General features: G+C 71.7%; 11 protein-coding genes. 5 read left to right on the top strand and 6 right to left on the bottom strand.

Annotated features, from left to right (window positions below):
* Positions 1–164: 164 nt before the first annotated feature.
* Positions 165–1,022 (bottom strand): type I methionyl aminopeptidase, encoded by an 858-nt coding sequence (map, locus tag AB0I77_RS12890; RefSeq protein WP_363282526.1) that lies wholly within the window; start codon positions 1,020–1,022, stop codon positions 165–167.
* 58 nt (positions 1,023–1,080) lie between these two features.
* On the opposite strand from map, the gene AB0I77_RS12885 reads away from it, so the two are divergent.
* Complete coding sequence (locus AB0I77_RS12885; protein ID WP_363282525.1) at positions 1,081–1,317, top strand: hypothetical protein; 237 nt, start codon at positions 1,081–1,083, stop codon at positions 1,315–1,317.
* Here the strand turns inward: AB0I77_RS12885 and AB0I77_RS12880 are convergent, their stop codons facing one another.
* The gene (locus tag AB0I77_RS12880) at positions 1,318–2,688 is read right to left on the bottom strand and encodes an MFS transporter (protein WP_363282524.1); all 1,371 of its coding nucleotides are present in this window, start codon (positions 2,686–2,688) and stop codon (positions 1,318–1,320) included.
* Between the two features lie 107 nt (positions 2,689–2,795).
* Positions 2,796–3,407: a hypothetical protein gene (locus tag AB0I77_RS12875; protein ID WP_363282523.1), complete on the bottom strand. Its 612-nt coding sequence runs from the start codon at positions 3,405–3,407 to the stop codon at positions 2,796–2,798.
* Positions 3,408–3,515: 108 nt separating this feature from the next.
* Between AB0I77_RS12875 and AB0I77_RS12870 the strand changes: the two genes are divergently transcribed.
* Genes AB0I77_RS12870 through AB0I77_RS12860 form a run of 3 tightly spaced genes read left to right on the top strand, consistent with a single transcriptional unit; the run spans position 3,516 to position 5,679 of the window.
* Entirely contained in the window at positions 3,516–4,589 is a 1,074-nt protein-coding gene (locus tag AB0I77_RS12870; RefSeq protein ID WP_363282522.1) for a sialidase family protein, read from the top strand.
* A gap of 38 nt (positions 4,590–4,627) precedes the next feature.
* Positions 4,628–5,440 carry an NADPH-dependent F420 reductase gene (gene npdG / locus AB0I77_RS12865; protein ID WP_363282521.1) on the top strand — a complete coding sequence of 271 codons (813 nt, stop codon included), beginning with the start codon at positions 4,628–4,630 and terminating at the stop codon, positions 5,438–5,440.
* 56 nt (positions 5,441–5,496) lie between these two features.
* Positions 5,497–5,679, top strand: coding sequence for a hypothetical protein (locus tag AB0I77_RS12860; protein ID WP_363282520.1), 183 nt, complete (start codon positions 5,497–5,499; stop codon positions 5,677–5,679).
* On the opposite strand, the gene AB0I77_RS12855 is transcribed toward AB0I77_RS12860, so the two are convergent.
* Positions 5,669–6,469, bottom strand: coding sequence for a site-2 protease family protein (locus AB0I77_RS12855; RefSeq protein WP_363282519.1), 801 nt, complete (start codon positions 6,467–6,469; stop codon positions 5,669–5,671). The two genes, AB0I77_RS12860 and AB0I77_RS12855, sit on opposite strands and share 11 nt — an antisense overlap.
* Before the next feature lie 391 nt (positions 6,470–6,860).
* On the opposite strand from AB0I77_RS12855, the gene AB0I77_RS12850 reads away from it, so the two are divergent.
* Entirely contained in the window at positions 6,861–10,817 is a 3,957-nt protein-coding gene (locus tag AB0I77_RS12850; RefSeq protein WP_363282518.1) for a BTAD domain-containing putative transcriptional regulator, read from the top strand.
* 29 nt (positions 10,818–10,846) lie between these two features.
* On the opposite strand, the gene AB0I77_RS12845 is transcribed toward AB0I77_RS12850, so the two are convergent.
* Both AB0I77_RS12845 and AB0I77_RS12840 read right to left on the bottom strand, forming a co-directional pair.
* Positions 10,847–11,680, bottom strand: a complete 834-nt coding sequence (locus AB0I77_RS12845) for an ABC transporter permease (RefSeq protein WP_363282516.1) — start codon at positions 11,678–11,680, stop codon at positions 10,847–10,849.
* A complete protein-coding gene (locus AB0I77_RS12840) occupies positions 11,677–12,702 on the bottom strand; it encodes an ATP-binding cassette domain-containing protein (RefSeq protein ID WP_363282515.1) in 1,026 nt (341 codons plus the stop codon). The genes AB0I77_RS12845 and AB0I77_RS12840 overlap by 4 nt, the downstream gene beginning before the upstream one ends.
* Positions 12,703–12,814: the final 112 nt, after the last annotated feature.

The following is a 12,814-nucleotide window of genomic DNA, read 5'->3' as shown; positions in this document are numbered from 1 at the left end:
ATTCTCTATGGTTAGGCTTACCTAAGTCAACGCTTTTGCCGACCCTCTGTCGGTAAAAACGTTACCCCGAAACTCCACCGAACCCACATACGAAAGGCCCGCCCTCCGAGGAGAGCGGGCCACCAGAAAAACCGGGAACAACCGCGAACAACCGGGCCGGCGGGCTACGGCAGCGTCAGGATCTCCGCCCCCGTCTCCGTCACCACCAGCGTGTGCTCGAACTGGGCCGTCCGCTTCCGGTCCTTCGTCACGACCGTCCAGCCGTCGTCCCACATGTCGTACTCGTGCGTGCCGAGCGTCAGCATCGGCTCGATCGTGAAGGTCATCCCGGGCTGGATGACGGTCGTCGCCTGCGGGCTGTCGTAGTGCGGGATGATCAGCCCGGAGTGGAACGACGAGTTGATCCCGTGTCCCGTGAAGTCCCGCACCACCCCGTACCCGAACCTCTTCGCGTACGACTCGATGACCCGCCCGATGATGTTGATCTGCCGGCCCGGCCGGACCGCCTTGATCGCGCGGTTGAGGGACTCCCGGGTCCGCTCGACCAGCAGCCGGCTCTCCTCGTCGACGTCCCCGACGAGGTACGTCGCGTTGTTGTCGCCGTGCACGCCGCCGATGTACGCCGTCACGTCCAGGTTGACGATGTCGCCGTCGCGCAACACGGTGGAGTCGGGAATCCCGTGGCAGATGACCTCGTTGACGGACGTGCACAGCGACTTCGGAAAGCCGCGGTAGCCGAGCGTCGAGGGGTAGGCGCCGTGGTCGCACATGTAGTCGTGCGCCGCCTTGTCCAGCTCGTCGGTGGTGACCCCCGGCGCGATCAGCTTCGCGGCCTCCTCCATCGCCCGCGCGGCGATCCGCCCGGCGATCCGCATCGCCTCGATCGTCTCGGGGCTCTGCACCTCCGGCCCGGTGTACGGCGTCGGCGCGGGTTTGCCGACGTATTCGGGACGGCGGATGTTTCCGGGCACGGAACGGACGGGAGACAGCTCCCCTGGTACAAGCAGCGACTGGCCAGACATGCCAGCGAGTCTAACCAGCGGCCATGGGGGAACATGTCCCTGGCGAGAGGAGCCGGTCATGCCCCTGTTCAAGAAGCGGACCGTCGGGAAACCGGGCGAGTGGTACTACTGCCTGGAGCACAAGAAGGTCGAGGAGGGCCCGGAGTGCCCGGCGAAGGACCGCTTCGGGCCGTACGCCACCCGCAAGGAGGCCGAGCACGCCATGGAGACGGCCCGCGAGCGCAACCTCGAGTGGGAGAACGACCCGAAGTGGCACGACGCCCAGGCGGCGGGCCGGGACGGGAACGACGACTGATCAGGCGGTCTCTGTCTGTGTCCGTGTCTGTGTCTGTGCCTCTCCCTCTGTCTGTGCCTCTCCCTCTGTCTGTGCCTCTGTCTGTGCTTGTGCGGCTGCCGTCCGCTGGTCGCGCAGCCGCACCGCGTGCTCGTTCGTCCGCACGTCGTACGTCATCAGCTTCGGCAGGCACAGAGCCATCAGCCCCACCGCGCCCACGCACAACAGCCCGCCCGACCAGACGGACGTCCGCACACCGCGCCAGGCGGCCATGCCGCCCACCCACACCTGACCGAGCTGCGGCCCCACCGAGTAGGACAGCAACTCGATCCCGGCGAGCCGGCCGCGCAGCTCGTCCGGGATCGTCTGGTTCCACATGGCACCCCGGAAGATCCCGCTGACCATGTCGCAGCCGCCGCCGACGACCAGGAACAGCAGCACCAGCCATACGTTCCCGCAGACCCCGGCGGCGGCGATCGCCAGGCCCCACAGCGCGGCCGACACGACCACGATCCGCCCGTGCCGGTGCATCCGCGAGGTCCAGCCGCTGGTCAGGCTCACCAGCAGCGCCCCGGCCGGGATGGACGCGTACATCAGGCCGAGCGACCACTCCGCGTCCAGCTCGTCCGCGAGGAAGGGCAGCACGGCGAGCGGCATCGCGAAGAACATCGCCGCGATGTCGATGACGTACGTGCCGAGGAGTTCCTTGCGGCTCCAGGCGTACCGGCCGCCTTCGAGGATGGACCTGAGCGAGGGCTTTCGCGCCTCGTGCGAGGCGGGGGAGGGCGACAGGCGAACGCAGAACACCACCGAGACGGCGAAGGTGACCAGGTCCACGGCGTAGGCCCAGCCGAGCCCCGCGTACGCGACGACCACGCCCGCCAGCGCCGGGCCCGCGACGCCGCCGACCTGCCAGCGCAGCGAGTTGAGCGAGGCCGCGGCCGGCAGGTGCTCGTGGGCCACGATGCGGGGCATCAGCGAGTCCAGTGCGGGCCGTTGCACCGAGCCGAGGGCGGAGGAGCAGGCGGCGACCAGGTAGAGCGGCCAGAGAGCCGGGCTCGGCAGCAGTGCGTTGACCAACAGCACCACGGCCAGCACGCCCTGCCCGGCCTCCGTCCACACGATCAGCTTCCGCTTGTCCCAGGCGTCCGCGAGCGCACCGCCGTACAGACCGAACACGATCAGCGGTACGAGTTCGACGGCCCCGATCGCTCCTACGGCCGCCGCGGATCCCGTGAGTTCCTTGATCTGCACCGGCAGCGCGACGAAGGTCAGAAAACTCCCGAAGTTCGTGATCAGCCCCGACAGCCAGAGCCTGCGGAAGTCGACGGACGCCCGCCAGGGAGCGAGGTCGGGGAGGAGGGCGCGGAGGCCGGAGGGAGGGGCGGTCACGAGGGGTCATGTTCGGTCGCGAACCCCCGACGAACAACTGCTTTACGAACGCCGTGCTCGACGGACGTGGAAACCGGCCGAGTCTTGCCTGTCGCGGTGGGTGATCGTCACCAGGGGGCAGGCGGCGGTGCCGTCAGTTCGTCCATCAGTTGGGACAGCCTGTCCCTCAGGCGCCGGCGTCCCCGCGGCGTCGGCACCACGTTCTCCCCGGCCGCCGCGCTCACCAGGTGCTGCACGGTGTCCAGGTCCAGTTCGGCACCCTCCGGCACGCCCAGCGACTCGTGCGCCATCGCCGTCAGCTCGCCCCCGTCCGCCCCGTCCGCCCCGAGCGCCAGCACCGTCGCCCCGGCCCGCCGGGCGTCGTGCACCCGCTCCAGCAGCCCGGCGCCCGGTCCCCGCGGCGACACCACGAGCAGCGTCTCGCCCCGTCGCGCCGCGGCGAGCCGCCCCAGGCCGACCGCGAGATGCGCCGGATCCGACGCGCGCGCCCCATGCCGTACGAGGGTCGGGGCCAGCTCCGGCGTCCCCGACCACGCCGCCTCGTCCACCAGATGCGCCGCGAGATGCCACGGCTCGTACTCCGGCGTGCCGACGAGCAGCAGCCCGCCGCCGTGCGACACCACGGACCCCCGCAACGCTCCCGCGAACCGGCGCGCGGCCCCCAACCACTCGGTCCCGGCGAGCACTTCGCGCAACAACGCGACCCTAACGGCATCCATACGCCCGCATCCTGCCGTAATCAGTCGTTCGTGACTCCCAGTTCACCCCGAATTCGCCCAACTTGGGCAATCGGTCGAACCCAGGGTCTGCCCAGCGAGGAGTTCACTATGCCGACAGCCACCGTCCCCTTCCGCGCCGGCCGCGAGGGCTACGCGAGTTTCCGGATCCCGGCGGTCGTCGTCACCGCCGCGGGCACCCTGCTCGCCTTCTGCGAGGGCCGCGTCGAGTCCGCGCGCGACTGGGGACATATCGACATCGTCGTGAAGCGCTCGACGGACGGCGGCCGAACCTGGGGCCCGCTGAAGGCCGCCGCTACCAACGGCCCCCATCTCGCGGGCAATCCCGCCCCGGTCGTCCTCGACACCGGCCGGATCCTGCTCGTCCACGTCCGCTCCGCCGCTTCCGCCTCGGAGGACGCCATCCTGCGCGGCAAGGTGCCCGACGCCGACGGCCGCCGCGTCTGGGTCCAGCACAGCGACGACGACGGCGTCACCTGGTCGAGCCCCAGAGAGATCACCGAGTCCGTGAAGAAGCCCGGCTGGCGCTGGTACGCCACCACCCCCGGCCACGCCCTCCAGCTGAGCACCGGCCGGATCGTCGTCCCCGCCAACCACACGCTGCCGCCGACCGGCGCGGACACCGGCACCGAGGCCAAGTACAACAGCGGCCACTGCCTGCTCAGCGACGACCGCGGCCAGACCTGGTACCTCGGCTACCTGGACCAGAACACCGACGGCCGCATCAACGTCAACGAGACCACCGCCGCCGAACTCCCCGACGGCCGCGTCTACTTCAACACCCGCAACGACTCCCCGTCCCCCGGCAACCGCGCCGACGCCCACTCCGAGGACGGCGGCAGGACGCTCACGATCCCCTTCCGCCCGCAGGCCGGCCTCGACGGCCCCGTCTGCCAGGGCAGCGTCCTGCAACTGCGCGACCCCGACGTACTCCTCTTCTCCGGCCCCGCCTTCCCCGGCGGGCGCGCCCTGATGACCCTGCGCGCCTCCGCCGACGGCGGCCGCACCTGGCGCCCGGTCTTCACGGCCGACGGCCTGCCCGCCGCCTACTCCGACCTCGTCCGCGTCGACGCCGACACCGTCGGACTCCTCCACGAGACCGGCGACTTCGGCGCGAACGAGCGGATCGTCTTCCGGCGGGTACCCGTGACGGGTCTCACCTGAGCGAGGGAGGCGTGCGGGGCGGGACGTAAAGTCGGCCCATGACCTCTACCGATCCCACACCCTCTACCGATCCCACCGCTTCTACCGATGCCGCCGCTCCTACTGGTTCTCCTGGTCCTACTGGTTCTGGTGCTACTGGTTCTGGTTCTACTGGTTCCGACAGCGCGCAGAAGGCCCCCGCCAAGGATCCCTGGGACCTTCCCGACGTCTCCGGGCTCGTCGTCGGCGTGCTCGGCGGGACCGGGCCGCAGGGCAAGGGCCTCGCCTACCGGCTCGCCAGGGCCGGTCAGAAGGTGATCATCGGCTCGCGGGCCGCCGACCGCGCGCAGGCCGCCGCCGACGAACTCGGCCACGGCGTCGAGGGCGCCGACAACGCCGAGACCGCGCGCCGCAGCGACATCGTGATCGTCGCCGTGCCCTGGGAAGGCCACGGCAAGACCCTTGAATCCCTGCGCGAGGAGCTGGCCGGCAAGCTCGTCGTGGACTGCGTCAACCCGCTCGGTTTCGACAAGAAGGGCGCGTACGCGCTGAAGCCCGAGGAGGGCAGTGCCGCCGAACAGGCCGCCGCCCTGCTGCCCGGCTCGCGGGTCACCGCCGCCTTCCACCACCTGTCGGCGGTCCTGCTCCAGGACCCGGAGGTCGAGGAGATCGACACCGACGTGATGGTCCTCGGCGAGGTGCGCGCCGATGTGGAGATCGTCCAGGCGCTGGCCGGCCGCATCCCCGGCATGCGCGGCATCTTCGCCGGGCGCCTGCGCAATGCCCACCAGGTCGAGTCCCTGGTCGCCAACCTGATCTCCGTGAACCGCCGGTACAAGGCGCACGCGGGGCTGCGCGTCACGGACGTATGAGTCGATGGGGGACACTGGTTCACCGCAAGCAGTGTCCCCCGACAGGAGCCGACCCCATGCCCCGCCTCGCTCTCCTCGCCCTCTTCGCGTGCGTGCTCGCCGTGGCCGCGGCGGTGCTCTCGTTTCTCCAGGGCAGCTGGATCGGGATCGTGTGGGTCCTGGTCGCGGGGCTGTCGTCCAACATGAGCTGGTACTACCTGCGCCGGGACCGGGCGGCCCGCAGGTCCGTCACGGGCTGATCGAGCAGTACTCGTTCGTGCCCTGCCAGAAGCGGAACAGTTCCTGACCGCAGTACGTCTCCACGTCGGTGATCCCGAGGCTGCTCAGGAGCGAGTCGATCACGTCGAAGAACGCGGTGTTGATCGACGGCACCCACAGCAGCGCGAAGACGAACAGCAGGCCGAACGGCGCGAACGGCTCCACCTGGCGCTTGATGTTGTACGACAGCCAGGGCTCGATGACCCCGTAGCCGTCCAGGCCGGGCACCGGCAGGAAGTTCAGGAGCGCGGCCGTCACCTGGAGCAGGGCGAGGAAGGCCAGCGCGAACCGGAAGTCCCGCGGCACGCCGTCCAGCGCGTCCAGCCAGAAGGGGGCGGTGCAGACGACGGCGAACAGGACGTTGGTCAACGGTCCGGCCGCCGAGATGACACTGTGCCGCCACCGCCCCCGGATCCGCCCGCGCTCGATGAACACGGCCCCGCCCGGCAGACCGATCCCGCCCATGATCACGAAGATCACAGGGAGCACGATGCTCAGCAGGGCGTGCGTGTACTTCAGCGGGTTCAGCGTGAGATAGCCCTTGGAGCCGATCGAGATGTCGCCGCTGTGCAGGGCGGTGCGCGCGTGCGCGTACTCGTGCAGACACAGCGAGACGATCCACGCGGCCGTCACGAACAGGAACACGGCCACACCGGGCTGCTCGGCGAAGCCGGTCCAGGTGGCCCAGCCCGTCACCGCCGTGACGGCGACGATCCCGACGAAGACGGGGCTGACCCGCCGGTCGCTGTGGCGGGTGGTGGCGGTGGTCATGGGGCTCCCTGGACGGTCGGGCACGAGGTCGGGCACGGGGTGGGACTGCCCGACGGTACCGGGCGCAGGGAGAGAACGTCTCGCGTGCGGTCAGTGGTTCCGTACAAGGTGGGCGTGGTGACGCTGGAGGTGCCGGGTGTGGCTGAGGGCGTCGCGGCGGATTCGGGCCGATCGGCGTCATGAGCCACCGGTGCCGCGTCGACCTCCGGCCTTTCCGCGCCCGTCGGCCTCGCATTTCCGTCGGTGTCTCCTTTCCGCGGCGGTGGTGCTCGGCCGCGCGGCGTTCGTGTCCGACGGTGCCGGACTCGGCGCCACTATGTGATGTCCGCGTCACAGCGCTTCGCGCCTCACCGCCGGAACCCCGTGACCGGCCTCGACGTCACCGGAGACAATGGACCCCGTGCGCTACCGCATCCTCGGCACCACCCAGGCCTTCCACGCCGACGGCACGCCCCTCCCCGTCGGCGGGGCGCGGCTGCGCGCCCTGCTGACCGTGCTCGCCCTGCGGCCCGGCCGTACCGTGCCCGTGGGCCTCCTGGTCGACGAGGTGTGGGACGGTGCGCCGCCCGCCGACGCGCCGGGCGCGCTCCAGGCTCTGGTCGGCCGGCTGCGCCGGGCCCTCGGCGCGGACGCGATCGCCTCGGTGGACGGCGGCTACCGCCTGACCGCCGCGCCCGACGACGTCGACCTGCACCGTTTCGAGCGGCTGGCCGGCGAGGGCACGCGCGCGCTGGCCGACGGCGACCCCGCCAAGGCGGCCGTCGTGTTCGACGACGCCCTCGCCCTGTGGAGCGGCCCGGCCCTCGTCGACCTGCCCGACCGCACCGCCGAGGCGGCCCGCTGGGACACCCGGCGCCTCGACGTGCTGCGCGCCCGGCACACCGCCGCCCTCGCCCTCGGCCACGCCGACCAGTCCCTGCCCGAGCTGACCGCCCTGTGCGACAGCCACCCCCTGGACGAACCCCTCCAGGCCCTGCGCCTGCGCGCCCTGCGCGAAGCGGGCCGCACAGCTGAGGCGCTGGCCGCCTACGAGGACGTACGGCAGCTGCTGGCGGACCGGCTCGGGGCAGACCCGGGACCGGAACTGCGCGCACTGCACGTGGAGTTGCTCCGCCCGGCGGACGGAAGCGGCGGTCACCGAGGCCTCGGCGCGCGGACGACGGGCTCGCCCGCGCCGACTCACCGGGGCGACGAGCCCGTCCCGCCGCCCGGGTCGGTCGGCGCGGACGCCTCTGTGCTGCCGGCTGGTCCGGGGCCAACTTCCCACGGCGGCCCGGCGGGCGAGCCCGTCCTGTCGCCCGGTGCCGCCGACGGGGGCGCCTCTGTGCCGTCGGCCGGTCCGGGGTCAACTTCCCACGGTCTGCCGGGCCACGGGACGGGTGCTTCCGCCGTCGGCGCCTCTGGCGGTCGTGTCCCCGGCCGCGACAGCCCCGAGGCCGACGGCCCGTCCGTCCCCGGCGCGGACGCCTCCACTTCTGGCACCCCCGCTTCCGGTACCTCCGCGTCCGGCACTCCCGCTTCCGGTGCCCCCGCTTCCGGCACCCCCGCTTCCGGTACCTCCGCGTCTGGCACTCCCGCTTCCGGTACCTCCGCGTCTGGCACTCCCGCTTCCGGTACCTCCGCGTCCGGCACTCCGGTTCCCAGTGCCCCCGCGTCCGGCACTCCCGCTTCCGGCACCCCTGCCCCCGGCCCCCTCACCCCCGGCACCCCCACGTCCAGCACCCCTCCCTCCGCAACCCCCACCCCCTCCGCAACCCCCACCCCCTCCACAACCCCCACCCCCGCCGCATCCCTCACCCCCAACCACCCCCCACCCCCCAACCACCCCCACCCCCCACCCCCCAGCAACCTCCGCGCCCGCCTCACCTCCTTCGTAGGCCGGGAGGCCGACATCGAGGCGATCCGGGGTGACCTCGCGGCGGCCCGGCTCGTCACCTTGTTCGGGCCCGGTGGGGCCGGGAAGACGCGGCTGTCGCAGGAGGCCGCTCAGGCCGTGCGGGACGTGGTCCGGGACGGGGTCTGGCTGGCCGAGCTCGCGCCCGTGGACGACCCCGACGCCGTACCGGAGGCCGTACTCACCGCCGTAGGGGCCCGTGAGACCGTGCTGTACGGCGCCGGTGCCGAGGGGATCCGGGTCGTGGGCGGCGACCGGCATGACGAACCCGTCGAGCGGCTCGCCGAGCACTGTGCCAAGCGCCGCATGCTGATCGTCCTCGACAACTGTGAGCATGTCGTCGATGCCGCCGCCCGGCTCGTCGAGGAGCTGCTGGAGCGCTGCCCCGGTCTGACAGTGCTGGCCACCAGCCGTGAACCCCTCGGCGTACCGGGGGAGTTGCTGCGACCGGTGGAGCCGTTGCCCGAGCCGGTCGCCCTGCGGCTGCTCGCCGAGCGCGGGGCCGCGGCCAGGCCCGGCTTCCGGGTCGAGGACGATCCGGAGGCCTGCGCCGAGATCTGCCGGCGCCTCGACGGACTGCCCCTCGGCATCGAGCTCGCCGCCGCCCGGCTACGGATGCTGACCCCACGTCAGATCGCCGACCGGCTCGACGACCGCTTCCGTCTGCTCACCTCCGGCAGCCGCACCGTCCTGCCCCGCCAGCAGACCCTGCGGGCCGTCGTCGACTGGTCCTGGGACCTGCTCGACGAGGACGAACGGGACGTACTGCGGCGGCTGTCGGTGTTCGCCGGCGGCTGTGACCTCGCCGCCGCCGAGGCGGTGTGCGGACCCGTCGCCCTGGAGGCGCTCGGCTCGCTTGTCGACAAGTCCCTGGTGGTGGCCGCGCCTTCGGGCGACGGCGGGGAGATGCGCTACCGGCTCCTGGAGACCGTCGCCGAGTACGCGGGCGAACGGCTCGACGAAGCGGGGCGGCGCGAGAGCACCGAACGCGCCCACCTGACGTACTACCGCGAACTCGCCCGCGCCACCGACCCGTTGCTGCGCGGCTCTGGCCAACTCGCCGCCATCGAGCGGCTGGAGCGCGAGAACGAGAACATCCGCGCCGCCCTGCAACACGCCGTCACGGCACGCGACGAGCAGGAAGCGCTGTGCCTCGTGCTGTCGATGGGGTGGTACTGGCAGATGCGCGATCTGCGCCTGGTGGCCCGCCACTGGTCCCGCGAGGCACAGGCCCTCGGCCCCGACCCCTTCGCCCCGCCCGCGCGCCGCGCCACCCCGCTGTGGGAGCGCTGCACCGAGATGCCGATGCCATGGACCGGCGAGGTCCTGGAAGAGGCCCGGCGCGGCGTTCATCTCATCCATCTCGCCTGCATGGACACGGAGTTGGAGGCGTGGGAGACCCCGCGGGCGAAGGAGAAACTGCGCATCATCGCCGAGACCTACGAGCCCGGCCTGCCGCAGACCTGCCGCATCCCCGGATCCTTCTGGTTCTTCGCCGTCATGATGACCGGCGACATGGTGCGGGTGCGCGAGATCATCGACGCCACCGTCGACACCTGCCGCGGCGCGCCCGACTACGAGTGGGAACTCGCCGCCGCCCTGCAGATGCGCGCCAACCTGCTCGCCAACCGCACCGACTGGGCGGGCGACGCGACCCGCGACGCCGACGGGGCGCTGGAGATCTACCGGCGCCTCGGAGACCTCTGGGGCACCGCCGAGGCGCTCTCCGCGCGCGGCGAGGCCCGTGAGCGGCAGGGCGAGTACCCACTCGCCGCCGCCGACTACGAGTCGGCGATCGAACAGGCCGAACGCATCGGCGCCCGCGCCCAGACGGAGGTGCTCACCGCCCGTCTGGGCAGCGCGCTGCTGGAGGCGGGTGACGCCGAGCGCGGCGAGCGCCTGCTGCGCGAGGTGATCGACCGCAAGGACAACTCGTCCCACGAGGCATTGCCCGCCGCCCGGCTCTTCCTGGCGGGCTGGCTCGGCATGACCGACCGGGTCGCGGAGGCGCGCGAACAACTCCGCCTGCTGCGCGAGGAGTTCGCCATCGCCCACTTCGCCGTCTTCGACGCCTTCATCCTCGGGGCGGAGGGCTGGCTGGAGGCACTCGACGGCCAGGACGAGGAGGCCCTCGCCAAGACCCGGCGGGCCCTGGAGCGGGCCGACGACCCGCTGTCCCTGGCCATCGCACCGCAGATGCGCTCCGCCTACCTGGTCACCGCCGCGATGGCCCTCGCCGGCTTCGACGGCGGGCGCCGCGCCCGCGACGCCGCCCGGTGCCTCGGCACCGCCGAGACCCTGCTGCCGCCCGGCCACATCAAGTCGGGCATGGAGCGCGAGATCCTCGGCCGGGCCGTGGCGCGGACGCGCGCCGCGCTCGGCGAGGAGGCGTACGAGGCGGCATACGCCGAAGGCGGCGGCCTCTCCCTGGAAGAGGCCGTCGCCCTGATCTGACGCATACCGGGCGGGGGCCGGCCCACGGGTCAGCTCTTGGTGCGGAACTTGTGGATCGCGATCGGAGCCATCACGGCCGTGATGGCAACCGACCAGCCGAGGGTCACCCACACGTCGTGCGCGACCGGGCCGCCCACCATCAGTCCGCGCGCCGCGTCCGCGAGCGAGGACAGCGGGTTGTAGTCGGTGAAGTTCTGCAGCCAGCCCGGCATCGTGTCGGTCGGCGTGAAGATCGACGAGCCGAACTGGAGCGGGAACAGCACCAGGAAGCCCATCGCCTGCACGGACTGGGCGTTCTTCATGATCACGCCCAGGGTGAGGAACACCCACATGACCGACGAGGCGAACACCGCGGCGAGCCCCACGGTGGCGAACAGCCCCGGCCAGCTGGTGATCTCGAAACCGACCGCGGTCGCGACGATCATCAGTACGGCCGTCGCGAACAGCATCCGCGCCAGCTCCACCGAGATCTTCGCGAACAGCACAGAGCCGCGCCCGATCGGCAGGGAGCGGAAGCGGTCCATGACACCGCTGTTGAAGTCCTGGTTGAAGCCGGTTCCGACGCCCTGGGACAAGGTCATGCTCGTCATCGCCAGCATGCCGGGGATGACGTACTGAACATACCCGTCCTGTCCGCCGCCGAGGGCCTGCCCGATCGAGCCGCCGAAGACGTAGACGAACAGCAGCGTGAAGACGACCGGCATCAGGATGGCGTCGAACATCGACTCCGGGTCCTGCCGGATCCACAGCAGATTGCGGCGGACGAGCGCGCCGGTGTGCCGCAGGTGCGCGCGCAGCGAAATACGGGCGTCGTCCGTGGTGGGGGCGGTGGTGGTGGCGGCGGTGGTGGTGGCGGCGCTCATACGGCGACCTCCTGGCGGTCGTCGGCGGGCGTGGCGTCCTGCGGGGCACTGGCACGGTGGCCGGTGAGGGACAGGAACACCTCGTCCAGGCTGGGCAGTTCGGTGGTGATGGAGGAGAGCGTGATGCCGCGCGCGGTGACCGCGCCGACCACGGCGGTCAGTTGTTCGTCGCTGAGGATCGGGACCAGGAGGCAGCCGCGCTCGGCGTCCACGGTCGTGGTGGCGAGCCCGGTGATGCCCAGGTCGTCCAAGGTGGCGGCGAGCGGCCGTAGTTGCGTCGGGTCGGCCGGCCGGATGCGCAGGGTGCGTCCGCCGACCTTCGCCTTCAGCTCCTCGATGGCGCCGCCCGCGATGACCTTGCCGCGGTCGACGACCGTCAGCTCGGAGGCGAGCTGTTCGGCCTCCTCCATGTACTGGGTGGTGAGCAGGACGGTGACCCCGTCGCCGACCATCCGCTTGACCTCGGTCCACACCTCGTTGCGGGTGCGCGGGTCCAGTCCGGTGGTCGGCTCGTCGAGGAAGAGGACCACGGGATGCCCGATCATCGAGGCGGCCAGATCGAGCCGCCGCCGCATACCGCCCGAGTACGTCGCCGCCGGCCGCTTGGCGGCCTCGGTGAGCGAGAACCGCTCCAGCAGCTCGTCGGCCCGCGCGCGGGCGTCCTTGCGCGGCAGGTCGAGGAGCCGCCCGATCATGTAGAGGTTCTCCCAGCCCGGGAGCTTCTCGTCCACGGAGGCGTACTGCCCGGTCAGCCCGATCACCCGGCGCAGCTGCCGCGGCTGCCGTACGACGTCGCGGCCGGCCACGACGGCATGGCCCGCGTCGGGAGTGATCAGGGTGGACAGAATCCGTACGAGGGTGGTCTTCCCGGCCCCGTTCGGCCCGAGCACCCCCATCACGGTGCCCTCCCGGACATCGAGGTCGACCCCGTCCAGCGCCTTGGTCTCGCCGTAGTGCTTGACCAGCCCCCGCACGGAGACGGCGCTGCCCGCGCCGTTGGGATTCTTGTCGATTCGCGTCATGAGGACGACGGTGTCAGGGCGGACCGACAAACCACCGACAGACGACCGACAGCGCCGACATCCCCCCGACAAACCACCGCAACCATCAATTGAGGAACCACGACGGCGAGCA

The sequence above is a fragment of the Streptomyces sp. NPDC050619 genome, from assembly GCF_040654815.1.
Taxonomy (GTDB): domain Bacteria; phylum Actinomycetota; class Actinomycetes; order Streptomycetales; family Streptomycetaceae; genus Streptomyces.
Note: the sequence above shows the minus strand (reverse complement) of the source record. Positions and strands in the feature narration are given on the sequence as shown.